Raw genomic sequence first — 26,312 nt, 5'->3', positions numbered from 1 at the left:
CCCGATCTATAGATCGGGTCTTTTTTATGTGAATTGGATTTTCAGCAAGCTTAGTAAGCCCACATGTCTTGTTCTTTATCTCTAATAGTTTCTTTGATTCTTTTTGCTTCCAACAATTGGAACAAAGCATTATCAGAAATGTAATCATCAATATTTCTATCTCCTTGAACGTTATCTTCTTTATAAATAACAGCATCAAACCTACGTGCATTCAACAACATGTCAAATGATATGGGTTGTGCAGAATTCTGGGAGTTAAATAGTTTAGCCTCGTGCAACATTTCACGCGCATCTGGGTACCATACCCAAAAAAGCTCAACCATATCTGGATTTTCGTCGTCCATAAAGTTAACATCCGGAGCAACAGGAGCAATACCTAAAAGACGGTACTTTAACTCTCCTTGTCTTTTATCAAAATACCAAATTCCTTTTATATGATATTCTTCAATATCCGCTGCAGAAATAGTTCTACGAGTAATATACTCTTCAGAAACAGCTTCACCTGCATTCATTTGCTCATACCCATAATCTAGGGTATCAACCATTTGCAAGGCATCTTTTAAATCTGCATAAGTTCTTTTTTGTGTAAAATAAGAATCTGTATAAGTATCTAATTTTCCACTTTTTAAATTTTTAACCAGTACGTGGTATAATGACCTTCTATCTGGTCCAATATCCATAGTATCTGTTGGGTAGTATAATGGGAAGTTTACTCTCTCATCTAAATCAATGGTCTCCCATAAAGTTTTAGACCAAAGTATATCCCTATCATCTACATAACCATATTCTAATGGAGCATCATTATCCACAGCCTTTTGAGCTTCTGTACGAATACCAACCTCACTAGGTTTCTTTGCGTTCAATACATTTGCCTGGGCCATCATTGATAAAGGTAACATTGTTACCGCTCCCATTACTAAAACATTTTTCCAATTCATGTTTGTTTCACTTTAAAATTAACCGGGCAAGACCATAGGGCTTACCCGGTATCATTCCATTTATTTAGTTTGTAATCTCCACTACTACTGGAGATACTTTCTTTAACTTGTAACTCTTATTGTTTGTGATATAAGCTTCGATATCGAATATTTGTACAACATCTCCTCTTTTAGCACGTGATAAAGCTTGTTTAGCCTTAGCATTCATTTTGTTTCCTCTAACAGATACGGTTGGCTGACCTGGTACTTTGAATTTGAAACCGCTTACCGCTAAGTTCAAATCAAAATCGAAGTCTTCTAAACCAGCACCTATAGTAGCGATCTCAACATTTCTCTTTGGAAGTTTAAGACTACCAGTTTGCTTGCTTATGCTACCTTCCGGTCTTGGAATATCCTTAATTCTGAATTCAGACTTAGAAGATACGGACTGACCATCTGGCAATGTACCTGAAGCTGTAATAGTAACATTTCTACCAGTACCTGGTGTCATTACATACTTACTACCACTTACCGCTTTAAGACCTGGAGCAGATGCTCTAACCTTATTGTTAGGTATACCTGGTATAGAGATAGACATTGGGTTAGCAACACCTCTATAAACAACATTCATTTTATCTGCAGCGATCAAAGCAGCATTTGGCTTAGAAATCGTTGCGAAAGAGTTATTAACCTCAACAGGAATTTCTTCACCGTCTTGCTTAAAGTAGATCGTACCTTTTACTTCATGATCACCGGCAGAACCAGAACCAATCAACATTTTAACACCACCTGCCTCTAATTTATAATCAGAACCTTCAGATAATTTTCTTCCGTCTAAAGTCAATTCAGCTCTTACTGGAGTAGAAGAATTATCAGTTTTGCTGATAATGATCTTACCATCGTACTTTTCACCTGCATAGTATGCAGATTTAGTAGCCGAAAGAGATGTTGCAAAGTTCTTTAAAGAAACTTGCTCGGTCAACTCACCTGCCAACATAGATTTCAAAGCTGCTTCTTCAGTTATTTTAACATCAGCTTGTAACTGTGTTAATTTCGCCAAAGATGCTACTAAAGGATACCCTTCGTAGTGGTAGTTGATCCAATCTTGCTTTGTACCGTCTCTTTTTTCAACTTTACCGTTCTCATCTCCTGTTTGGAAACGATCGATAACAGATTGCTTTAAAGCAGCTGGTACTATTGCAGCAACTTGATCTCTATAACCTGTAAGGTTACTCATGAACTTTTTACCGTCTTCCGATAAATTTTCACCTTGAAATAATTTCTGGTCCAAGTAATCGGACATATCCATACGAGCATAATCTTTAGGATCTTCGATCCCTTCCATCATACCTTTTTTAAGTCCTTCCAAATAATCATAATACTCTTGAGACATTGCTTTGATCTGCTGAGCATTTTGATATAACTTGTCATACTTTGCAGCATCTTCAGATGCTTTAGTTCCAAGACTTTCCAAGAACGCATTGTTACTTGCTGTTGTCTTTTCGTTAGAAGTCTCTAGCTTTTCATTCATAATACCGAATGCCGCTAGCACCTCTTTACTCATGTTTAACGCCAACATTGCGATGAAGATCAAATACATTAAGTTGACCATCTTCTGACGTGGTGATTGTTTTCCTCCTGCCATGGATTTTTAATTTAGATTTTTAATTAATAATTGATTCGGGTCGGTAAAAATCCAAATTAGTTTTTGCTCATTGCAGATAACATACCACCATATACACCATTCAATGAAGAAAGGTTTGTAGACAAAGATGCCATTTGATCTTTAAGTGCACTTGCATTTTGAACAACCTCTTCATTAACTGAAGCTTGTTTGCTAGCACTTTCCAATTGTACTTTATAAAGACTGTTCAAAGACTCCATTTGAGCTGCAGCTTGAACCATTTCGCTTGAATATTTCTTAGTAGACTCCATTGCATCAACAGTTGGAGCAATACCTTTAGCAGCACCTTCAAAGTTCTTGATGCTAGTACCTAAGCTTTCCATAAGATTTGCATCTACACCAGCTTCTTTTAATAAGTCATCCAATTTCTTAGATAAAGATGCCTCAGCTTCTTTTACTTCTGTAGCAGCTTGTGCTTTCTTAGGAGCTTTGCTCTCACCACCAGCTAATTCTGGGTATACCAATGACCAATCTAAATCGTCATCTACTGGTTCAAATGCACTGATCGCAAAAATAAGTGCTTCTGTTATAAGACCTATCGCTAGAAGAATACCACCATTTAAAGGTCCTAACTCCCAGTGAAGAATTTTAAATAATGCACCGATAATTACAACTGATGCTCCAAGGCCGTAGGCCATGTTAAATAATTTTTTTGTGGATTTTGACTGTGCCATGATTTTAATTTAATTTAAGGTTTAATAAAAAAGATTTGGTTAAAAAATGAATTTGAATTTATTATAAAACTGTTAATATTATTATTTATTGTGTTGAATCTTCCTCACCCATATAATCTTGTACTGTTCTGAAACCTATGTAACTACGAGCTGAATCTGCATACTCAAAGTCTCTTGTACTTACTTGTAAAAAGTATGCTACATCTTTCCAAGAACCTCCTCTAATAACTTTTCTTGTGTTAGATTGATCACCTCCGTTAGGGTTCATTGTTGAAACATAATCGTAAGCACTTGGATCGTAGCTAGAGTTTGTCCACTCAGATACATTACCGGCCATATTATACATGTTATAATCATTTGGCTCGTAAGATTTGGCTTCTACCGTATATAAAGCGGCATCTGCTGCATAATCTCCACGTTGTGGTTTAAAGTTTGCCATAAAGCAACCCGTATCACTAATTACGTATGGTCCACCCCAAGGATAAGTACCACCTTCGATACCACCTCTTGCCGCATATTCCCATTCTGCCTCTGTTGGAAGTCTAAATTGGTTTACGAACTGCTTTCCACGACTCTTATTATCATCATTCTTGAACTTGGTTCTCCAATTACAGAATGCTTTTGCCTGTTGCCAGCTAATACCTACTACAGGATATTCGCTATACGCATCATGCCAGAAATAATCATTATGCATAGGCTCATTGTACGAGTATGAGAAATCTCTGATCCATACCGTAGTATCCGGATAAATTTCTACCTCTTCTGTTCTGATAAAGTCTTTACGGCTAGTATTTCCTTTTACAGATGCTCTTGCCGCTGCTTCAATATCCATCCAGCTGTACTTATATTTTAATTGCTTAACGTCAATAGTACGTTGACCATTATAAGATTCTTCTTCAGACAAATAGATAGAATCCATAATTTCGGTATAATATTCATCTGGATATTCCGATGTGTCCCACACAAGGTCTTCATCTTTGCTCAACGCTCTACCTTCGTATCCTGTTTCGCCCATACCAGAGTAATTATCCAACATATACTTATCATATACAGATGCTCTTGTTGTATCTGCATCTTTAAATGCATAATCACCAATACCACCTTCTTCTGGACCAATACCTAATTCATCTGCTAAAATGGCCAACTTGGTTCTAACAATAGAATCTTTTACCCATTCTACAAACTGACGATACTCACTATTGGTAATTTCAGTATCATCCATGTAAAAAGAACGTACCGTAACTGTCTTAGTTGGTGCATTCAATAATTTTCCTTGGTCTTCCTCACTCTTACCCATGATAAAAGAACCCCTTGGGATAAGTTCCATTCCATATGGTTTTTCTGGATACCACTTTTTTCCCTGGACTCCGGTTAGCTCACCTTTCTGTTTAGACCCACAACTTGTGAGTAAAAAAACAAACGCTATAGAGGATAACAATAGCTTCTTCATACTTTAGGTTAAATTTCGATTATGGTTTAAACTCAGAATACAATAATTTATTCTAACAACTAAAACTAGGTTTTATATAAAATATTGTATTAAAGTCTTTTAATGCTTTAAAAAAAATTATGTTAATTAAAGCCTTTCTTATAGGCCTTGAACCACCTTTCAGGAATCTGTTGATTACATGCGTCTACATAATCCTTCTCGGTGCAAGGTAATAACGCAGGTGTATTGGCTTTAGTATGTGAAGTAAAAATAGATGGCACTTCTGTCCACCATCTTTCTGTTAATAAGCTTTTGTAGAACACCAATTCTTCATCTTCGCTAGGTACGTTATACTTAACAAAATCATCTGTTTTGGTGTATGGAGATTCTTTAATCCTAAAATTGATACCTTCTATAAAGTACCATATTATTTGTGCTATTAGCTGTTGTGATTGTACGGTATTCTCCATTTCGTACAATCCAAAAACAGACACTTTATCACTGATACCGGCATATCTGGATATTGCACATATTTCTCTACCATTAAATCCGTTAGGAGAGAAATTTGCCGACATAGAAATTTCACTTGCTTTTACAGATCGTAAGTCTAAACTTACCATGTGCGCATTTCTTAGCACAGGCTCTGCCAAAGAAATATCATTTGCAACCTCACCAAGTCTATAGGCATCAAAAAATAAACGCTCCATAAGATCTATTTCTTCCTGGGCATTAAAATAACTTTGATAACCAATATTTGAAAAATTGAAAAGGTTATTAGGTTTGTCTGTAATGATTTTACTCATGTAGGAATGCGAAGATATAAGCTCATCTTCTATACCAAAATCGAACCTGCTATCAATAGCTACCAGGTTGATCATATCCCTAATACCATCAAAAGCCCTGTATGCAGGATATGTAATATCTTGTGTAGCTCCTAAAATGATAGGAATGATATCTTCTTCAAGTAAACCGGCAACTACTTCTTTTACCACAAAATAAGTATCCTCTACAGTTGCGCCTTCTTCTATATCCCCTAGATCTACAATAGTTGCGTTCCAATTTCCTATTAAAAGTTTGTAGAACTGTAATCGTATAGCGGAAACATCTAGCTTTTCGTGTTTTTTCTCATATGCATTTCTAGACTCCCTTACCCCTAAAATGGCTACTGTGGCATTTGCCAATACCGGCAAACCATCCTTTTCAGTATGTATATAGGTGTTTTTACCAATAGATTGACTTGGCAATAACTCATTATGGGCTAAAACTTTGTCCGATACCGGAACTAAAAAATCAAAGGCCATTATTGAATAGGTTTAGAAATCATAAAATTACTACACTCTTATAAAGACTTAAAAATAGATTACTTTTTTTTCTTAGCCTTGGCTTTTGTCTTTTTCTTTGGTGTTTTTTGTTCAATTAATTTCTGAGCTTCTTCCAACGACATTTTTGTAACATCTACCGTTTTAGCCAATTCAACCTTGATCTTGCCCTTAATAACATTATGGCGCCCCCATCTGGCTTTCTCTATCCGAATACCTTCTTCTTCCCAGTTTTGAACGACCTTATCTATTTCTTTTTGTTTTTTAACTTCAATAAGCTCAACAATATCGTCATTTGATAAGTTGTCAAAATCATACTTCTTATTAACGTTGATGAACATACCGTTCCATTTTATGAACGGACCAAACCTACCTACGCCTTTGGTAACCTCTTTTTCTTCGTACATCGCAATTGGCGCGTCCGCTTTTTGCTTGGCAACTATTAATTCTATTGCTCTATCCATCTCTATTTCAAAGGCACTTTCCCCTTTATCCATAGAAATAAATTTATCGCCGAATTTTACATAAGGTCCAAATCTACCCACGTTGGCCAATACCTCTTCTCCTTCATAAACCCCTAATTTTCTAGGAAGCTTAAACAGATCCATTGCTTCTTCATAAGTAATGGTATTCAAAGATTGCTCTGGCAACAAACTGGCGAATGTTGGCTTCTCTTCATCATCTACGGTACCAATTTGAACCATTGGCCCGAATCTACCTAAACGTACAGATACTTGTTTACCACTCTTAGGATCTTTACCTAAAATTCTTTCGCCACTTGCGCGATCCGCATTTTCTTCAACATCTACCACATTTGGATGAAAATCTTTATAAAAGTCTTTCATCATTTTCTTCCAATCTTCATCACCAGAAGCTATTTCATCGAAATCTTCTTCTACCTGTGCGGTAAAGTTGTAGTCTAATATATTGGCAAAATTACTTACCAAGAAATCGGTAACGATCATACCTATATCCGTAGGTACCATTTTTCCTTTGTCCGAACCTACATTTTCACTAAGATTCTTTTCTTCTATTTTATTTGATGCTAATATCAATTGTTGATACTTACGTTCTGTACCCTCAATTGTACCTTTTTCTACATAACCTCTATTAAGGATCGTAGAAATTGTTGGGGCATATGTAGATGGTCTACCAATGCCCAGCTCTTCTAGCTTTTTAACCAAAGAGGCTTCTGTAAATCTATATGGCGGTCTTGTAAAGCGTTCCGTCGCAGAGATAAAATTATTCAGCAAACGCTCACCTTCTTTCATGGCGGGCAACATACCTTCTTGTTCTTCGGCAACATCTTCATCATCTACGCCTTCCATATACACTTTTAAGAATCCGTCGAATTTTATCACCTCACCGTTCGCCGTGAATTCTTCTGAATGTTTATTGGTCTTGATCTTTACATTGGTACGCTCTAACTGTGCATCGCTCATTTGAGATGCAACCGTACGTTTCCATATTAAATCATATAACTTAGATTGATCACGTTCTAATGATGGGGACTGATTACCCATATCAGTAGGCCTAATGGCCTCATGGGCCTCTTGCGCCCCTTTAGATTTACCGGTAAAATTTCTAGTCTCGCTATAAGATTCACCATAGTTCTTTATGATAGCTTCTTTTGCCGAAGCCAATGCTTCATTGGACAAGTTTACACTATCCGTTCTCATATAGGTAATTAAACCTGCTTCATATAAACGTTGTGCCACCTGCATGGTTCTACCCACAGAAAAATACAATTTCCTTGATGCCTCTTGCTGTAATGTCGATGTTGTAAACGGCGCTGAAGGCGATTTCTTTGCTGGTTTCTTATCTAATTTGCTTACCGAGAAATCTGCAGAAATATTCTTTTCTAAAAATGCCTTGGCCTCTTTTTCAGAAGCAAAGGTTTTATTCAGCTTGGCAGAAAACACACTACCCTCTTCAGTCTTAAATTCTGCAGCGATCTTAAATGATGCTTGCGGCTCAAACGCCTCAATATCCCTTTCTCGTTCTACGATCAACCTTACAGCTACAGATTGTACACGACCGGCAGAAAGACCCGGTTTAATTTTTTTCCAAAGTACCGGAGATAATTGATAACCTACCAAACGATCCAAAACTCGCCTAGCTTGTTGTGCATTTACAAGATTAAAGTTGATTTCTCGCGGATTCTCTATTGCCTTCTGAATTGCAGCCTTGGTTACAGAGTTAAAAACAATTCTTTTTGTTTTTTTCTTATCTAGCCCCAATTCTTCTGCCAAGTGCCACGAAATGGCTTCTCCCTCACGGTCCTCATCACTCGCAAGCCATATAGTTTCTGCTTTATCCGCAAGACCTTTAAGCTTTTTAACCAAAGCCTTCTTTTCTTTATCTACTATATATTTAGGGGTGAAATCATTCTCTACATCTACTCCCAACTCCTTAGAAGGTAAATCCGCAATGTGACCAAAGCTCGATTCTACCTTAAAATCCTTTCCCAAAAACTTCTCTATAGTCTTGGCCTTTGCAGGAGACTCAACAATTACTAAATTTTTCGCCATCAACCTTGTTTATACTTACAAATGTATACTAAAAATTATACTTTGAAATTTCAGGAATTTATTTTTTCCCATATTTCAACAGAGATACGCTCGTAATTTCATGAAATTCACAGCTATAAACAAACCAATTGCTCGCCTTCAACGGCTAAAGCTTACGAAATAAAAAGGGGAGGCTATAAATGCCTCCCCTTTTTTTTAACCATTTCATAATTTTACAGCTGTAATGTACTTAACAGCCTAATATCATTATTTACATATTCGTATTGATACAAGGTACCTTCTCCAATCATCAAAAGAGATGATGATAATGGTATAACATCATAAGCAACAATATCTTCAAAAGTGTTGATTAAAGATATATTAGGAGCATTGCTCTTGTCATACACTTTTAAACCAGCAGTACCGTCACAAACAAATAAGGTATCTCCTTTTATTCCCAAACCGTTTGGACCGACCATTGGATAAATCACTTTTAATTCTGGATTTTCCAAGTTGGACACATCTACAACGTAAAGACCACTTTCCGCAGTGCCACAAAAATTACCGCCTTTTAACGTTACATATGCATAATCACCATCAACGACTACGGGATCACAGGCAGTACCGTGCCTAAATTCTGAAATAAACTCTGGCTTTTGAGGGTTTTCAATACTATAAATATACATGCCTTGTGAACCTCCGATAAATAGTATATCACCTTGATTATAAATAGTCTCAATATCCCAAGCTACTTGCACATCATCCAACACCTTTACATTTTCTACATCGGTAATATCAAATATGTTAATATCACTGTAATCTACCACGTATAGATAATTGCCAATAATCTTAAAACGAGCCAAAGAACCGCCCTGCCCTGTTGTTGGCGATTGATTATTAAAATTTTCGGCTACATCTGCAAAAACACCGTCGATGCTATCAAACCTGGCCTCATACTCCTTTACAGGGCGCCTTTCCGTGTTTACTTCCCACCCAACTACAATATCTTTATCATAATCAATATCTCCGTATTCATAAAAATCGGCTTGTGGAAATTCTGTATTGAACAACCAAACATCATTATTATATATGGCATTGACAATACGACTGGTTAAGGTGATATTATTTATATCCGAAATATCGAAAATCACCAAATCACCATAGCTATCCGCATATATCTCATCGTTTTTAATAGATATATCATTGTTGCCTTCCAATTTAATAAATGCGATAGGCTCTGGGTTTGAAGGATTTTGGTTATTTATGACATGAAAACCTTGATTTACATCATTCACAAAAATATAATCTCCGTAAGCGTATATCTTGCCCGAAGTCACAATGGGCACAGGTTCCGTAACGGCTACGGCTTCTGCCTTAAAAGAAACTGCATCTTGTAAAATTGGTCTAGCTACAAGGTAATCTTCATACGGTCCGTCATCATCGCATGACACCAATGCTGATGTAGCAATTACACACAAAACAAAAAAGAAATTTCTCATGGTTTAAATTTAAACGGTTGTACCCTATAGATTAAAGTTACCGCTAATAGTTGCGTTATCAACTAGTTAAATTTACGACCCCTCATTAAAACCTACACCATCCTTATACATATAGTATGCAGGTACTTTACTCAACATTACGGTAAACAATACACCAATACAACATAAAACAAAGCCCAATTGTGCCACAAACGACATGACCAATACCAGACCAAAAATGACCAGCCAATTTTTGTTGCCTAACGTAAAACTTGCCTTAACCATATCTAATGCTGACAGATCATTTGAGAACGCCAAAAAAGCGGGTAGTAATGACATAGGCACTATCAAATAGAACACACCTAACCCACAAGCAAGCCCACCTAAAAGTGAGAGTCCTAAAAGATATAAGGACAAAATGAATACTTTACCCAATCTACCTTCCTTAAAAAAATAAAAGTAGTCATCATTAGCAACCTCATCCATATCCTTTTGCTTACAAATCTTTAGAAAAGCCGCATTCAACGCCAACGCCATAGTGGTAATAGCCAACAGCAAAACAGGAAGCAAAATTACCATGGCAATGACCATCATTGGCGGAAGTTCATTCTGTTCCAGCGCTTCACGATCCGTAATTCCGGCAGCTATCATTGGCACGTAAAACAAAATATAAAATGGCAGTATAACTACAAATGTCAACAATAATGTAATGAAGCCTTGTAGCCACACTTTTTTAAAAAGTTCTATTGATCTGCTAAAAATGGTACCAAAGTCTAGATCTGGTCTACTTTGTATGTGCTGTGCAAGGTTTTCTAAATTCATAGGAGTAAGTGGTTATTTTTAAAGTTAAATCTAAATAATTAATAAGCGCAAAGCTTAAACTATACCTAAATAATCATGTCATCTTGTCATATTTTTGATTATAATAGTATCTTTGCCATCCAAATTATTTTATACGCAACGTATTACAAAAATGGAGAAAACCATAGACGAAAATGTGCAGGGCACAACTTTGGTAGTAGAAGGAAAAGAGACGAACAAACGTAATCTTTATATTGAGAGTTACGGTTGTGCCATGAACTTTTCGGACAGTGAAATTGTAGCTTCTATACTAGCGACCGAAGGTTTTAACACCACCCAAACGTTAGAAGAAGCAGATTTAGTACTTGTAAATACATGTTCTATTAGAGATAAAGCTGAACAGACTATACGTAAAAGACTTACGGAATACAATAAAGTAAAAAAATCTAGACCCCATTTAAAAGTTGGTGTTCTTGGCTGTATGGCAGAAAGATTAAAAGACAAGCTTTTAGATGAAGAAAAAATAGTGGACATGGTCGTTGGACCAGATGCCTACAAAGATCTACCCAACCTGATTAAAGAAGTAGATTCTGGCAGAGATGCCGTTAACGTCATTCTTTCCAAAGATGAAACTTATGGTGATATTGCACCGGTTAGATTAAACACCAACGGCGTAACGGCTTTTGTATCTATCACCAGAGGATGCGATAATATGTGCACCTTTTGCGTAGTCCCTTTTACCAGAGGTAGGGAAAGAAGTAGAGACCCACAGTCCATTCTTGCCGAAATACAAGAGCTTTCGCAAAAGGGCTTTAAAGAAGTTACATTACTTGGTCAAAATGTAGATAGTTACTTATGGTATGGCGGCGGACTTAAGAAAAATTTTGAAAATGCATCTGAAATGCAAAAAGCCACCGCTACCAATTTCTCTAAGCTTTTAGACATGGTAGCACTTGCCTACCCTAAAATGCGCATACGTTTTTCAACATCCAACCCTCAAGATATGACCTTGGATGTTATAAAGACTATGGCGGCACATAAGAATATTTGCAACCATATTCACCTACCCGTTCAAAGTGGAAGCAATCGTATTCTAAAGGAAATGAACCGCTTACACACTATTGAAGAGTATTTTGAACTCATAGACAACATTAGAAAAATAATACCTGACTGCGCTATTTCCCAAGATATCATTAGCGGTTTTCCAACAGAAACAGAGGAAGACCATGCCGACACCTTAAAAGCGCTTGAATATGTAAAATATGACTTTGGTTATATGTACGCCTACTCTGAAAGACCAGGTACTTTAGCAGGTAGAAAAATGGAAGATGATGTTCCTGAACCTATAAAAAAGAGACGTCTTTCTGAAATTATAGCCCTACAAAGAAGCCACTGTCAATTTAGAACGGAAAAGCACGTAGGTAAAATTCAAGAAGTCCTGATCGAAGGAACCTCTAAAAAATCAGAAAATGAGTGGATGGGCAGAAACTCTCAAAGCACCGTGGTTGTTTTTCCTAAGGAAAACTACAAAATAGGGGATTTTGTAAATGTTCAAATCAATGATTGCACTTCAGCAACCTTAAAAGGTCTTGCTGTTGGGTATTCTGACAATAATTAACTTTTAGTAGCCATTTTATATGGAAAGCATACAAAGTATAAAACAACGTTTTGAAATTATTGGGCAAGACCCAAAATTGAATCGTGCTTTAGAAAAAGCAATGCAGGTTGCCGCAACAGATATTTCTGTTTTGGTTACCGGTGAAAGCGGTGTAGGTAAAGAATCGATCCCAAAAATTATTCATTCGCTTTCTCACAGAAAGCATGCTAAATATATTGCGGTGAACTGTGGAGCCATACCGGAAGGTACTATAGACAGTGAACTTTTTGGCCATGAAAAAGGTGCTTTTACAGGTGCAACACAAACCAGAAGTGGTTATTTTGAAGTTGCCGATGGCGGTACCATATTTTTAGATGAGGTTGGCGAGCTACCTTTAACCACACAGGTTCGTTTATTACGTGTATTGGAGAACGGAGAATTTTTAAAAGTTGGCTCCTCCCAAGTTCAAAAAACAGATGTACGCATTGTTGCCGCCACAAATGTTAATATGTTCGAGGCGATTAAAAAAGAACGCTTTCGCGAAGATCTTTATTACCGACTAAGTACCGTTGAAATCAACATACCACCTTTACGTGAACGCCAAGACGATATTCATTTATTGTTCAGAAAATTTGCATCTGATTTTAGTCAGAAATACAAGATGCCCACGATCAGACTAGATGACCATGCCGTTTCTTTACTTACCAAATATAGGTGGCCGGGTAACATACGTCAGTTAAGGAATATTGCTGAACAAGTGTCTGTTCTTGAAGAAAACAGAGCCATTACAGCATCTACCCTGCACGGATATTTACCTAACAACAATACAAGCAATTTACCTGCGGTAGTTTCCAATTCTAAATCTGAAAGTGATTTCAGCAACGAAAGAGAAATCCTATACAAGGTTTTGTTCGATATGAAAGGTGACCTTAACGATCTTAAGAAATTAACCATGGAGCTACTTAAGAACAATGATTCTCAAAAAGTTCAAAAAGAGAATGAAAATCTTATACGTAAAATCTATGGTAATGAAGATGATGAGGATGTTGATTTTGATCATGACACCCAAGATGACACTTCTTTAAACGTTCTGCACTTACCCGAACCTAAAAACGAAGAAGCATCTATTATTCAAGATTCTTACGAAGACAAATATCATTTTGCCGAAGAAATTCAAGAAGAAGAAACCCTATCTTTACAGGAGAAAGAGGTAGAATTGATTAAAAAGTCATTAGAAAGAAACAGAGGAAAAAGAAAGGCAGCCGCAACTGAGTTAGGTATTTCTGAGCGCACACTTTACCGCAAAATAAAACAATACGACCTTTAAATTTAAATGAATCGCATTTCAATGAGATATCTTAAACAATCCATACTATACCTACTACCTATATTTTTATTTTTAAGTTGTGGTGTATACAATTTCACTGGCGGAAATGTGGGTGAAGCAAAAACCTTTAAGGTCAATTATTTTCAAAATTATGCCACTCAAAGTCCCGGTTCTACTTTTGAACCTGGTATGGATAGAGACTTCACACTTGCATTGCAAGATAGAATTCAAAACCAAACCAGCTTAGAATTGATCAGTACGGGCAATCCAGATTTACTATACGAAGGTGAAATTACAGAATATAAAATTTCACCAATGTCTGCAACTGCAGCGCAAACAGCAGCGCAAAACAGGCTTTCCATACGGGTTAAAGTCAGGTTCTACAATCAGTTGAAAGAAGATGCCGCATTTGACCAAAGCTTTTCTTTCTTTTACGACTACCCTGCAGACACACAGTTAGCAACTATAAAAAGTGAAGCCCACGAGGTAATTTTTGAAAGACTAACCCAAGATATTTTCAACGCCTCTTTGGCAGACTGGTAATTACATGAACGTTAAGGACTTTACATATTTTCTAGAAAACCCTACCAAAGTGGTAGAACCCATTCATACCAAACATTTAGAAGATATTATAGCCGAGTATCCTTATTTTCAAGCTGCACGGGCACTTCACTTAAAAGGACTCAAAAACTTAAACAGCTACAAATACAACAAAGCTCTAAAAGCAACGGCTGCTTTTACGACAGATAGAGATGTGCTTTTTGATTTCATTACATCTAGAGACTTTTTACAATATGATACAGCTACGGCAACTATTGCCGAAATTGAGGTCAATAACGCCATTGAAGTTCAAGAAGAAAATAAAGACCTAACAATAGTTCATTCAACTGAAACTAAAGAAAACACAGATTCTCTTGACATTTCTGATGAAGTAATTACCACAAATGACAGTAGCCCCACTGAAGAAACTGAAGATCTAAATGACCCTATTGAAGAAGCACCTACACCTTCTTTTATTACACCATCTCAAGACAACCCCCTACCACAAGACGAAAAAGATGCAGAGCAAATTTTGGACCCGGAGTTGTTTCAATCTAAAAACCCTGATAATACCGAAGAAGAAAATGCGCTAGACATTGGTAAACCTCTAACTTTTGATGCCAAAGAGAAGTATTCTTTTTCAGAATGGTTAAGCCTTGCCTCCAAAAAACCATTAGAAAAATCAGTTGAAGAAGATTCCACTCCTTCAAAAGAGGACGACACCAAAAAGCAACAAACCGTTATTGCAGAAAACAAGGTAGAGGCAGAAAGCCAAAATACAGACAGTGTCAAAGAAAAAAAGACAACAGACAAACCTGTAAAAAAACCAAGGGTAAAAAACGAGGCCATCAAAAAGAAATATGACCGTATTGACAAGTTCATAGCTTCCAACCCCAAAATTGTACCTACGGAACAAAGTACAACCATAGACATTTCACAGTCATCTACCATTAACCAGAACGAGCTAATGACAGAGACTTTAGCAAGGGTTTACCTGGAACAAAAAAAGTATAAAAACGCTATTCAGGCCTACAAAATTTTAAGTTTGAAATATCCAGAAAAAAGTAGTTTCTTTGCAGACCGAATTAAGGCGGTAGAAAAATTACGAAAAGATAATAAATAATTTAGAATGAGTACATTTTCAATTTTCCTAATACTTATCATAGTCGTTTGCTTATTGTTGGTATTAGTGATCATGGTACAGAACCCAAAAGGTGGCGGACTTTCCTCTTCTTTTGGCGGAGGTGGAAACCAAGTAGTTGGCGGAGTAAAAAAAACAGGTGACTTTTTAGACAAGAGTACTTGGACGCTAGCTGGTTTATTAATAGTTTTAATTTTAGCATCTAACATTGCACTTAAAGGCAATTTTGGCGATGCAGATTCTAAATTATTACAAGGTGACGACATTGAAACCGTAGTTCCTGAAACATTACCTGAGGAGGTAACACCACCAGTTACAAATGAAGCTACGCCTTCAGATAGTTTATAGACTACACACTACAATATATTTAAAATGCCAGCTTATGACAAGCTGGCATTTTTTGTTTACAATTTGTCAGTAAAAAGGCAATGGCATAATTTCTGCCTTTACATTTGCACAAAACTAAAAATCAATTTAAAAATTAATAATTATGGCTAAAGTTAATATCAAACCATTGGCAGACCGAGTTCTTATTGAGCCAATGGCAGCTGAGACTAAAACTGCATCTGGACTTTACATTCCTGATACCGCAAAAGAAAAACCACAGAAAGGTAAAGTTGTTGCTGTGGGTCCTGGTACAAAAGATGACAGTGTTACCGTTAAAGTTGGAGATACAGTTCTTTACGGAAAGTACGCCGGTACCGAATTAAAATTAGAAGGTACGGACTACTTGATGATGAGAGAGAGTGATATTCTAGCTATTATCTAAAAATAGCATTTGGCTTGGGCATAAAACCTAAGACCTTTTAATTTTCACGAAATAGATAATTAATAATTTTAATGACCTAAGACATATCATTGGGTCAAAATTTAAACAACAAATAAATATGGCAAAAGATATTAAGTTTGATATAGATGCTAGAGACGGCCTTAAAAGAGGTGTTGATGCATTGGCAAACGCAGTAAAAGTAACATTAGGACCAAAAGGTAGAAACGTTATTATCAGCAAATCATTCGGAGCTCCACAAGTAACCAAAGATGGTGTTACCGTAGCAAAAGAAATTGAATTAGAGAATCCATTAGAAAACATGGGTGCTCAAATGGTAAAAGAAGTTGCTTCTAAAACCAATGATTTAGCAGGTGACGGTACTACTACCGCTACCGTTCTTGCTCAAGCTATCGTAAAAGAAGGCTTAAAGAACGTTGCTGCAGGTGCAAACCCTATGGATTTAAAGAGAGGTATTGATAAGGCTGTTGAAGCCATCGTTGCCGATTTAGCCAAACAATCTAAAAAAGTAGGTGATTCTTCCGAGAAAATTAAACAAGTTGCTTCTATTTCTGCCAACAACGATGAAACTATTGGTGATTTGATCGCTCAAGCTTTCGGTAAAGTTGGTAAAGAAGGTGTAATTACCGTTGAAGAAGCCAAAGGAACAGATACTTACGTTGATGTTGTTGAAGGTATGCAGTTTGACAGAGGATATCTTTCTCCTTACTTTGTTACCGATTCAGAAAAAATGGTATCTGAATTAGACAGCCCATACATCTTGTTGTTCGACAAGAAAATTTCTTCAATGAAAGACTTATTACCAGTATTGGAGCCAGTAGCTCAATCTGGTAAGCCATTATTAATCATAGCTGAAGATGTCGATGGTGAAGCATTGGCTACATTGGTAGTGAACAAATTAAGAGGTTCTTTAAAAATTGCTGCTGTTAAGGCTCCAGGTTTTGGTGACAGAAGAAAGGCAATGTTAGAAGATATCGCAATTTTAACAGGTGGTACGGTTATTTCTGAAGAAAGAGGTTTCTCTTTAGACAACACTACTTTAGACATGTTAGGTACTTGCGAAAAAGTACAGATAGATAAAGACAATACTACTATTGTAAATGGTGGCGGTGTTGCAAAAGATATCAAAACTAGAGTTAACCAGATCAAATCTCAAATAGAGACAACAACCTCTGATTATGATAAGGAAAAACTTCAAGAGCGTTTGGCTAAATTAGCCGGTGGTGTTGCCGTACTTTATGTTGGTGCTGCTTCTGAAGTTGAAATGAAAGAGAAAAAAGATAGAGTTGATGATGCTTTACACGCTACAAGAGCAGCCGTTGAAGAAGGTATTGTTGCCGGTGGTGGTGTTGCATTGGTAAGAGCAAAATCTGTTCTTTCTAAAGTGTCTACCGATAATGAAGATGAGGCTACAGGCCTACAAATTGTAGCTCGTGCCATTGAAGCTCCTTTAAGAACTATCGTTTCTAACGCAGGTGGTGAAGGTTCAGTAGTTATCGCCAAAATACTTGAAGGTAAAGGTGATTATGGTTACGATGCCAAGTCTGAAAAGTATGTTGAAATGATGAAAGCAGGTATTATCGATCCTAAGAAAGTAACTAGAGTAGCATTAGAAAATGCAGCTTCTGTTTCTGGAATGATCCTTACTACTGAATGTGCTTTAACAGATATTAAAGAAGATGCTCCAGCTATGCCTCCAATGGGTGGCGGTGGCGGAATGCCAGGCATGATGTAAAAGCCCCTAAACCCCCAAAGGGGACTTTAAAATTTAAACCGCTCTTGAAATATCAAGAGCGGTTTTTTTCTTTTTAAATATGAGCAACAAAAAAACCACCTTCTTTATTTACAGAAGGTGGTTTTTATGTCCAAAACAGTATGCCTTCTAAAGGCGATAACTAGACTACTTCTTTCTAGGAGCAGCTTTTGGAGCAGCCTTTTTACCAGCTTTTGCCGGTGCAGGCTTTGCAGCTGGTTTCCCTGCTGATTTTGCTTGTGCCATTGGTATAGAATTTAAAAATAAATCTATAGCTAATGTATTTCAGATTTTGATCGGTGATTATTTTGTTGGCAAAAGATTAACTAAAATTTCACCCATTTTTTTCTTTTCAAAACCTCACTCTAAACCAAGCAATTATCTAGTTACCATCATGATGTTGACCATCATCAGAATTGTCTTCCCTATATCTACAACAAGGATGCACACTATTATAAGCTTCTTCTGTTGCTTTTAATTCTTTGGTATCATGACCAACGGCAACGATAGCCGTTTTTATTTTCATTGCATCGGTTTTGCGCTCATCCATTATAATATCCAACTGGTGCGTTGGTATGCTCCAGTTTGCATACTTTACCCCTTTCACATTCAGCGCAGCTTCTTCAATACGCTCTTTACACATGGCGCATTTACCATTGACATCAAATGTCATTTTCTTATTCTTCTCTTGTGCATAGGTTATCACGGCAATTAGCATCATTGCAATTGATAAAATAGTTGTTTTCATAGTATGTATATTAATTGATAAATTAAATTTTAAATCTAAAGCCTGCATAGAACATTCTACCCATAATTGGCGCAAACACTATTGTAGTATCAAAATTTGGACCAAACGGATCATCTGCCCCTAAAACAGGGTTGTCTTGCTGTACATCAGAAAGGTTTTCACCTCCTACATATACCTCAACATTTTCTGAGAACACCTTGGTTATTTGAGCATTCATATGGTTATAAGGCGATGAATACTCAGCCAACTGGTACGCTACAGGATTGCTAGTTGTATCCGGTAGTCTTTTCTTCCCCATACTATGCAAGGTATAATCAAATTTCCACTGAGATCCGTTCTCCTTGGCTTCGGTTTCATACCCTAAATTAACAAAAAATCGATGTTGAGCCAGTAAGGGTTTTTGAAGGTTTCCGCTTCTATAGTCTGTTGATACATCATAGAATTTATATGATGTTCTTAAGTCTAAACGTGGTAATAGTTCATAATTCACCTCAACCTGAAAACTCTTGGCACTACTATCACCATCCAAATTGTAGAAAGAAACTTCCTGAGGGTTCTCCCAATCTACAACTACCTGATTCTTAAAATCAGTGATGTAATAATCTAAAGTAATATCACCTTTTTTGTTCAAGAAATTAAATCCTTGTAAAAAACTTATTCCATAATTCCATGCATCTTCCGGCTCCAAACCATAAACTTCACCATCTGTACTGGCAATATTGATGGTTCTTGCAGAGCCAAATAGCTGCTGATTCTCGGCAAAAATATTGGCAGCCCTTTTACCTCTACCAAAAGACCCCCGTAAACTTCCTTTTTCCCATGGTGTAAATCTAATGTGAAATCTAGGTGTCACAAATGTTCCCAATCTATTATGATTATCTACACGTAAACCTGCGGTTAAACTCACTTTTTCTAAATTCTCATAACTGTACTCCATAAATGCACCTACAGAATTATCTACTCTAGAGTAATCTGTTGCCGACACCAATTCATCATAGCCATCGTAAGCGAAAGTAATACCGGTTTTGAACTTATTTCTAGTATCACCTATAATAGAATTGAATATGAGGTTGCTATACAAACTTTCATGGTTAATATCATAGGTTCTAAATCCAAAGTAGGAATCTTGTTTATGTAAACTGTAAGAAGTTTGAAAACCCAGACTTTGAAAAGGCAATTCCGGAAAAACATAACCTAACTTAATTGACGTATCAAACCGGCGAGTATTGATTTCACTTCCCCACACTTCGGCTCCGCTCAGTGCAAGAACTTCGGCTTCGCTCAGTGACCTATTTCCACTATCTACTCTATCCGTATCTGGCTCAAAATCCACTTGCCCTACTTGTTTTTCATCATTCAAAAAACGAATATTGAAGAAACTAACCCATCCTTTTTCGGCATCTTGATATTGCCATCTGTTCATTACATTTAATTGCTTACCCAAGGGTGCATCTAAAAATCCGTCATTATTGTCATCCTCTTTTTGCGTTCTGGTATTACCATGAACATAAAGTCCTGTGCTCAACTTTTCCGTTAACTTTCTATTGAAATGGGTATTCAATTCATAACGCCCATTTTGATTTACATATCCATTTACAAATACTGCATTATCGGTTAACGGCTTTACGAGCTCTGTATTTATTTGCCCTGAAATACTTTCATAGCCATTAACAACACTACCAGCCCCTTTGGTTATTTGAATACTTTCTATCCACGTACCTGGTGTAAACGTTAAGCCATAAGCCTGCGATGCACCGCGCACCATTGGAATATTCTCTTGGGTTATCAATAAATACGGACTGGTTAAACCCAACATTTCAATTTGCTTAGTTCCCGTTAGCCCATCGGACAGGTTTACGTCTATAGCCGGATTGGTTTCAAAACTTTCCGCCAAATTACAACAGGCCGCTTTTAAAAGCTCATCGCTGTTTACCGTAATCACATTCTGCGGACTAAAATAGGTTTTCTGAATAGCATCACGCTCTTGTTGCACCACCACCTCATCTAGCTCATTTGAAGGCTTTAAACCAATACGAATTGTCTTAGGTTCATTTATAACCAACGTATCGCTTTCAAAACCTACATAACTAATAATTAATTTACTACGCCCTCTTAAATAAGGTATGGAAAATTCACCATCAAAATTAGTGACCACTCCCGTTTGGGAATCTTGCCAATACACATTGGCACCAAAAAGACCAAGCGCATTTGAGCCTTCTGAATCTAAGACCACACCGTCCACCTTTTCTTGTTCTTGCGAAAATATAAAAGCAGGCAGCATAGCCGTTATTAGTATTACTATATATTTATTCATTATTTTTTATTCGAAGTATTTCATTTCATTTATTCCCTAATCTGTGCATCCTGTACACTAAGACATAAAATTTAAATATTGAGACCATGCCACCTACATGAGTTCCAGCAAGGAATATTTAACTTTTAACGGGTATCTACCATTTACGACATGGCATTAAATACCATTATCTCTTGGAATCAAATTAAAAAAACTTCGTGAAGAATATGTAAATCCTCTGTGAGTATAGGAGGAGGATTTACATTACAAAGAATATCATATTCCGTTTCTACAAACAAGCCTACATAGGTACTTGCATAAGAATATAAAAATATCTTTATGGGAAAATCTAAATCTGTTTCATGATAAGTCAAATCATCTTGCCCTTGCATGGTAAACACTTCATTATCACAACAAGGCTTTTTATCTTCAATTGGCTCATCACTTGTTGACATAGCATTTAATCCCAAACAACAATCATCTGCATGTGTAAATACACCAACATCCATAACACGCCCCATACAAAGATGCTTCTCTACTGTCCACGAAATAGTGGACAACAACAACAGAAACACCATTGTCAAGGAAAACAACTTATGAAACAAATTTTTCATGACTACAAAGTTACAGATTATAAAAAATTAAAAATCACATATTTAATGAAATTTAGTACAAGACATTAAATCCCTAGTAATTTCATTAAGAAATATTGCAAAACATATACGATAAAAACTTTTTTCAAGTTAAAAGCACTGAACACATTAACGTAATAACCAATAACTAAATTTTTAACAATTATGAAAAAACAATTAAAAACCACTTTTCTTATTTGCACTATTGCGCTTTTTATAGGCAGTTGTAGTTCAGACGACGGATCTGTTTTTGACACCCCAATACCAGATAACACCGGCGGTGATGATGGCGATGACACTGATGAACCGGAGGTAGCAACAATAGTTTTCAATGAGGCCGTACCTTCATCTAACATAACTTCTGCCTCTGCTAGCGGAGAAGCGGGCACGAATGTAACCGGTAGGGTTATTTTCACCTCAGACGCCACTACTCAACGTAGAATGTATATTACACAAAATTACTTAGGTCAAGGTGAAATGCCTTTTAGTTCTTTTGATTTGGAAAGTGATGATCTTGACAAAGCACTGAAAGCAGACGGCTCTATAGATTTAGATGGCGCCACCAAGAAAGAAATAGATTTTTCATTTCCACTTCCTGTACCAGATATTGAAAACGGTGAAATTGTTTATTCATTTTGGACCACTACAGGCAAAGGTGATTTTCGAGATAGCTCAAAAAGATTGGCATTAGGAGTAGGTCAAATTACGGTTACCGTAGGTACAGGCGCAAACCCTGTAGCTGAAGTTAGGGAATTTACAGATATTAAACTATTTGCCCCTGCACAAGATGGATCAACGGAATCTTTTTTTTCCCTATTAAATGAAACTGTATATAGAATTGATGTAGGGCCTGAGTTTAGAGCTTTCTGGGATTTTGGATATTACTACGGTGCTTCCGGCGCCTCTGCAGAAGACAACGCTTCTTTTGCTTCAACGGAACAATATGATGCTTCTTTTGGATTTGATGTAGAAGGGCTTAAGCCTGGCGCAGAGGAAGAGAATGCCGCTACCGAAACATTGAACAAAATGTTTTTTGCAACTTCTACAACAATAGATGTCGCAGCATTTGATGCAATAGCCTTAAACAGTGAATTAAATTTTATTACAAGTTCTAGCACCCAAAAAATCACGAACTTAAGTGTAGGCGATATTATTGAATTTGTAGATAATTACGGCAAAAAAGGTTTAATTAAAATTACAGCCATAGAACCTGGCTTCAACAATAACGATTTTATTGAATTCGATGTAAAGATTCAACCATAATCTTAAATCATAATCACATATTGAAAAAGAGGATGTTTAAATACATCCTCTTTTTTTTGTTTTAGAGCCTATTGTTACACAGTAACAATATGTATTTTTGTCAAAAAAAAAGGTATGTTCAATTTATTGCGCCCTCAAGTAAGCTCCATAATAGACTCAAACAAAACTCCAGATGCAAAAATGCTAGCCATTTGTGAACTTCTAAAAGCCGAAGTACCACATTATGATTGGGTAGGGTTTTATTTTAAAAACGGGGACAAGCGCGAGCTAAAACTAGGCCAATACGCCGGTGCACCAACAGACCATACCATTATTCCTTTTGGCAAAGGCATTTGCGGGCAGGTTGCAGAAAGTAATGAAAATTTTGTGGTGCCAGACGTACAGGCCCAAGACAACTACATAGCCTGCAGTATTACCGTGAAATCAGAAATAGTTATACCCTTATTTTTAAATGGCGAAAACATTGGGCAAATAGACATAGATTCCAATACTCCAGACCCATTTACAAAGGCAGATGAGACCTTTTTGGAATTCGTTAATTTTGAAGTAGCCAAAATTCTTTAAAACTTTAGGGTTTTTGTTGATAAACTACGCCATTTTGTAACCGCAAAAAAATTACTTTTGCTTGCTTATTAAAAACATTTAAGCATCATACAATGAGCAGTGTAAAAAAAGCGTCTTCAGCCTTAATTTCAGTTTTTCATAAAGACGGATTAGAGCCGATAGTAAGAAAATTTCAAGAATTAGGAATCACTATTTACTCCACTGGAGGAACCGAAAAATTCATCACTGATTTAGGAATAGACGTTGTTCCCGTAGAGGATGTAACAAGCTACCCTTCTATTTTAGGAGGAAGAGTTAAAACTTTACACCCAAAAGTATTTGGCGGTATTTTAAACAGACAGGATAACGAAAGTGATGTTGCCCAGTTGGCAGAGTTCGAAATTCCGCAAATAGACATTGTTATTGTGGATCTGTATCCGTTTGAAAAAACGGTTGCCAGTGGTGCTTCCGAGCAAGATATCATTGAGAAGATAGATATAGGTGGTATTTCGCTTATACGTGCCGCAGCCAAGAACTTTAAAGATGTTACTTGCGTTTCCTCTATGGAAGATTATGCTGATTTTCTTGAAGTTATTTCTGCAGATAACGGAAACATTAGCCTAGAAGATAGAAAGCGTTTTGCTGCTAAATCTTTCAATGTTTCCTCCCACTACGATACTGCTATTTTCAATTATTTCAACCAAAACCATGATTTAGCCGCGCTTAAAGTCAGTGAAACTTCCGGTAAGGTTTTACGCTACGGAGAAAACCCTCACCAAAAAGGATTCTTCTTTGGTGATTTTGATGCAATGTTCTCCAAGCTTCACGGTAAAGAATTATCATATAACAATCTATTGGATGTTGATGCAGCTGTAAATTTAATGTTAGAGTTTAAAAATGACGCACCAACCTTTGCTATTTTAAAGCATAACAATGCTTGCGGACTAGCACAAAGAAACACTTTGCACCAAGCTTATGTAGACGCTTTAGCCGGTGACCCCGTATCTGCTTTTGGCGGTGTTTTAATCAGTAACAAAGAAATTGATAAGGCTACAGCAGAGGAAATACATAAATTATTCTGCGAGGTAGTTATAGCTCCAAGCTACAATGCTGAGGCATTGGAAATTTTAAAAGGAAAGAAAAACAGAATCATCTTGATCCAAAATGAAGTTGACATGCCAGAAATGCAAGTAAGAACTTGTTTAAACGGTATGCTTCTTCAAGAAAAAGATCATAAAACAGATGCTATTGCTGACCTTACGAATGCAACTGCCACTAAACCTACTGATCAAGAGTTAGAAGATCTAATTTTTGCATCAAAACTTTGTAAGCATACAAAATCCAATACCATTGTTTTAGCCAAAAACAAACAACTTTGCGCAAGTGGTACCGGTCAAACCAGTAGAGTAGATGCCTTAAACCAAGCAATACACAAAGCAGAGTCTTTTAATTTTGACCTTAAAGGTGCGGTTATGGCAAGTGATGCATTCTTCCCGTTCCCAGACTGTGTTGAAATTGCCGATAAAGCAGGAATCACCAGTGTAATACAACCAGGCGGATCTATAAAAGACCAATTAAGCATAGATTATTGCAACGAACACAAAATTTCAATGGTGATGACAGGCACACGTCATTTCAAGCATTAATTTCATTACTTTTGTCGATGAAATACACCCTTTTATCTAAAATTTAAACATCACATATGGGATTTTTTGATTTCTTGACCGAGGAAATAGCTATAGATTTAGGTACAGCGAACACCCTTATAATTCATAATGACAAGGTAGTTGTTGACAGTCCGTCAATAGTTGCTAGAGATAGAATTAGCGGTAAAATCATTGCAGTTGGCAAAGAAGCCAACATGATGCAAGGAAAGACCCATGAAAATATCAAAACTATTAGACCATTGAAAGATGGTGTAATTGCTGATTTTGACGCTTCTGAGAAAATGTTGATGATGTTTATTAAGAACATTCCGGCATTAAAGAAAAAATGGTTTCCGCCAGCATTGCGTTTAGTTATTTGTATTCCTAGTGGAATTACAGAAGTAGAAATGCGTGCCGTAAAAGAATCTGCAGAACGTGTTAACGGTAAAGAGGTGTATTTGATCCACGAACCAATGGCAGCAGCTATTGGTATAGGTTTAGACATTATGCAACCAAAAGGTAACATGATTGTTGATATAGGGGGTGGTACTACTGAAATTGCCGTAATTGCACTTGGTGGTATTGTTTGTGATAAGTCTGTTAAAATTGCAGGTGATGTATTTACCAACGACATTATTTATTACATGCGTACCCAGCATAACCTTTATGTAGGTGAAAGTACTGCAGAAGCCATTAAAATAGAAATAGGTTCAGCTACCGAAGACCTGCAATCTCCTCCAGATGAGAAGTCGGTTCAGGGACGCGATCTTTTAACAGGAAAGCCAAAACAAGTTCAAATTTCATATAGAGAAATAGCTAAAGCTCTTGACAAATCTATTTTGCGTGTAGAAGATGCGGTAATGGAAACATTATCCCAAACTCCACCAGAATTAGCTGCCGATATTTACAATACAGGTATTTATCTTGCCGGTGGTGGCTCTATGCTACGTGGTCTGGATAGAAGGCTATCACAAAAAACCGATCTACCTGTGTATATCGCGGAAGATCCTTTACGTGCAGTTGTTCGTGGTACCGGTATTGCATTAAAAAATCTAGAACGCTATAAGAGTATATTGATCAAGTAAGAAGTTCTTTTTTTAAGAATAACTTTTTAACTTCACGATAAACAACCTTTAGTAAAGTTTAAAAATCATTTAATAGTGGTTATGATGATGTTTTACAAGTTAATACTTGTTAGAACTTAACTAACGAGAGTTAATTTCAAATCTC

Annotated in this window: 22 protein-coding genes; 11 read left to right on the top strand and 11 right to left on the bottom strand. The window is 36.7% G+C overall.

Annotated elements, in window-relative coordinates; genetic code table 11:
• Positions 1-50 precede the first annotated feature (50 nt).
• The 8 genes from gldN to CSC80_RS09070 all read right to left on the bottom strand — a co-directional run bounded on the left by gldN (position 51) and on the right by CSC80_RS09070 (position 10,833).
• Positions 51-938, bottom strand: coding sequence for a gliding motility protein GldN (gene gldN, locus CSC80_RS09105; RefSeq protein WP_058105077.1), 888 nt, complete (start codon positions 936-938; stop codon positions 51-53).
• A 64-nt stretch (positions 939-1,002) separates the two neighbouring features.
• Positions 1,003-2,562 carry a gliding motility protein GldM gene (gene gldM, locus CSC80_RS09100; protein WP_058105076.1) on the bottom strand — a complete coding sequence of 520 codons (1,560 nt, stop codon included), beginning with the start codon at positions 2,560-2,562 and terminating at the stop codon, positions 1,003-1,005.
• A 56-nt stretch (positions 2,563-2,618) separates the two neighbouring features.
• Positions 2,619-3,275: a gliding motility protein GldL gene (gene gldL / locus CSC80_RS09095; RefSeq protein WP_058105075.1), complete on the bottom strand. Its 657-nt coding sequence runs from the start codon at positions 3,273-3,275 to the stop codon at positions 2,619-2,621.
• Between the two features lie 85 nt (positions 3,276-3,360).
• A complete protein-coding gene (gene gldK / locus CSC80_RS09090; RefSeq protein ID WP_091601660.1) occupies positions 3,361-4,725 on the bottom strand; it encodes a gliding motility lipoprotein GldK in 1,365 nt (454 codons plus the stop codon).
• Positions 4,726-4,847: 122 nt separating this feature from the next.
• A complete protein-coding gene (locus tag CSC80_RS09085) occupies positions 4,848-6,005 on the bottom strand; it encodes a formimidoylglutamase (RefSeq protein WP_058105073.1) in 1,158 nt (385 codons plus the stop codon).
• A 59-nt stretch (positions 6,006-6,064) separates the two neighbouring features.
• Positions 6,065-8,554, bottom strand: coding sequence for a type I DNA topoisomerase (gene topA, locus CSC80_RS09080; protein WP_074670025.1), 2,490 nt, complete (start codon positions 8,552-8,554; stop codon positions 6,065-6,067).
• A gap of 212 nt (positions 8,555-8,766) precedes the next feature.
• Positions 8,767-10,032 (bottom strand): hypothetical protein, encoded by a 1,266-nt coding sequence (locus CSC80_RS09075; protein WP_099191154.1) that lies wholly within the window; start codon positions 10,030-10,032, stop codon positions 8,767-8,769.
• A gap of 72 nt (positions 10,033-10,104) precedes the next feature.
• Positions 10,105-10,833 carry a hypothetical protein gene (locus CSC80_RS09070; protein ID WP_091601655.1) on the bottom strand — a complete coding sequence of 243 codons (729 nt, stop codon included), beginning with the start codon at positions 10,831-10,833 and terminating at the stop codon, positions 10,105-10,107.
• A 151-nt stretch (positions 10,834-10,984) separates the two neighbouring features.
• Between CSC80_RS09070 and miaB the strand changes: the two genes are divergently transcribed.
• The 7 genes from miaB to groL all read left to right on the top strand — a co-directional run bounded on the left by miaB (position 10,985) and on the right by groL (position 17,939).
• Positions 10,985-12,430, top strand: coding sequence for a tRNA (N6-isopentenyl adenosine(37)-C2)-methylthiotransferase MiaB (gene miaB / locus CSC80_RS09065; RefSeq protein WP_099191152.1), 1,446 nt, complete (start codon positions 10,985-10,987; stop codon positions 12,428-12,430).
• Between the two features lie 19 nt (positions 12,431-12,449).
• The gene (locus CSC80_RS09060; RefSeq protein WP_074670029.1) at positions 12,450-13,736 is read left to right on the top strand and encodes a sigma-54 dependent transcriptional regulator; all 1,287 of its coding nucleotides are present in this window, start codon (positions 12,450-12,452) and stop codon (positions 13,734-13,736) included.
• A 21-nt stretch (positions 13,737-13,757) separates the two neighbouring features.
• On the top strand, positions 13,758-14,279 hold the full coding sequence (locus CSC80_RS09055; RefSeq protein ID WP_091601649.1) for an LptE family protein: 522 nt from the start codon (positions 13,758-13,760) through the stop codon (positions 14,277-14,279).
• A gap of 4 nt (positions 14,280-14,283) precedes the next feature.
• Positions 14,284-15,399, top strand: a complete 1,116-nt coding sequence (locus CSC80_RS09050; protein ID WP_099191150.1) for a hypothetical protein — start codon at positions 14,284-14,286, stop codon at positions 15,397-15,399.
• 6 nt (positions 15,400-15,405) lie between these two features.
• The gene (gene secG / locus CSC80_RS09045; RefSeq protein ID WP_058105065.1) at positions 15,406-15,765 is read left to right on the top strand and encodes a preprotein translocase subunit SecG; all 360 of its coding nucleotides are present in this window, start codon (positions 15,406-15,408) and stop codon (positions 15,763-15,765) included.
• Positions 15,766-15,907: 142 nt separating this feature from the next.
• Positions 15,908-16,186 (top strand): co-chaperone GroES, encoded by a 279-nt coding sequence (locus CSC80_RS09040; RefSeq protein ID WP_036156781.1) that lies wholly within the window; start codon positions 15,908-15,910, stop codon positions 16,184-16,186.
• 118 nt (positions 16,187-16,304) lie between these two features.
• On the top strand, positions 16,305-17,939 hold the full coding sequence (gene groL, locus CSC80_RS09035; RefSeq protein WP_058105064.1) for a chaperonin GroEL: 1,635 nt from the start codon (positions 16,305-16,307) through the stop codon (positions 17,937-17,939).
• A 400-nt stretch (positions 17,940-18,339) separates the two neighbouring features.
• On the opposite strand, the gene CSC80_RS09025 is transcribed toward groL, so the two are convergent.
• From CSC80_RS09025 to CSC80_RS09015, 3 genes are all read right to left on the bottom strand, one after another.
• A complete protein-coding gene (locus tag CSC80_RS09025; RefSeq protein WP_058105147.1) occupies positions 18,340-18,705 on the bottom strand; it encodes a cation transporter in 366 nt (121 codons plus the stop codon).
• Positions 18,706-18,727: 22 nt separating this feature from the next.
• Positions 18,728-21,019 (bottom strand): TonB-dependent receptor, encoded by a 2,292-nt coding sequence (locus CSC80_RS09020; protein WP_099191148.1) that lies wholly within the window; start codon positions 21,017-21,019, stop codon positions 18,728-18,730.
• A gap of 179 nt (positions 21,020-21,198) precedes the next feature.
• Complete coding sequence (locus CSC80_RS09015) at positions 21,199-21,612, bottom strand: hypothetical protein (RefSeq protein WP_143751731.1); 414 nt, start codon at positions 21,610-21,612, stop codon at positions 21,199-21,201.
• A gap of 183 nt (positions 21,613-21,795) precedes the next feature.
• Between CSC80_RS09015 and CSC80_RS09010 the strand changes: the two genes are divergently transcribed.
• From CSC80_RS09010 to CSC80_RS08995, 4 genes are all read left to right on the top strand, one after another.
• Complete coding sequence (locus CSC80_RS09010; protein WP_099191144.1) at positions 21,796-22,893, top strand: hypothetical protein; 1,098 nt, start codon at positions 21,796-21,798, stop codon at positions 22,891-22,893.
• A gap of 114 nt (positions 22,894-23,007) precedes the next feature.
• A complete protein-coding gene (locus CSC80_RS09005; protein ID WP_058105061.1) occupies positions 23,008-23,457 on the top strand; it encodes a GAF domain-containing protein in 450 nt (149 codons plus the stop codon).
• A 92-nt stretch (positions 23,458-23,549) separates the two neighbouring features.
• Positions 23,550-25,082: a bifunctional phosphoribosylaminoimidazolecarboxamide formyltransferase/IMP cyclohydrolase gene (purH, locus tag CSC80_RS09000; protein ID WP_099191142.1), complete on the top strand. Its 1,533-nt coding sequence runs from the start codon at positions 23,550-23,552 to the stop codon at positions 25,080-25,082.
• A gap of 56 nt (positions 25,083-25,138) precedes the next feature.
• A complete protein-coding gene (locus CSC80_RS08995; RefSeq protein WP_027066022.1) occupies positions 25,139-26,167 on the top strand; it encodes a rod shape-determining protein in 1,029 nt (342 codons plus the stop codon).
• The last annotated feature ends 145 nt before the right edge of the window (positions 26,168-26,312 follow it).

It is taken from the genome of Maribacter sp. 6B07, assembly GCF_002700155.1.
In the GTDB taxonomy this organism is placed as follows: domain Bacteria; phylum Bacteroidota; class Bacteroidia; order Flavobacteriales; family Flavobacteriaceae; genus Maribacter; species Maribacter dokdonensis.
This window is presented reverse-complemented; position numbering and strand designations above follow the sequence as displayed.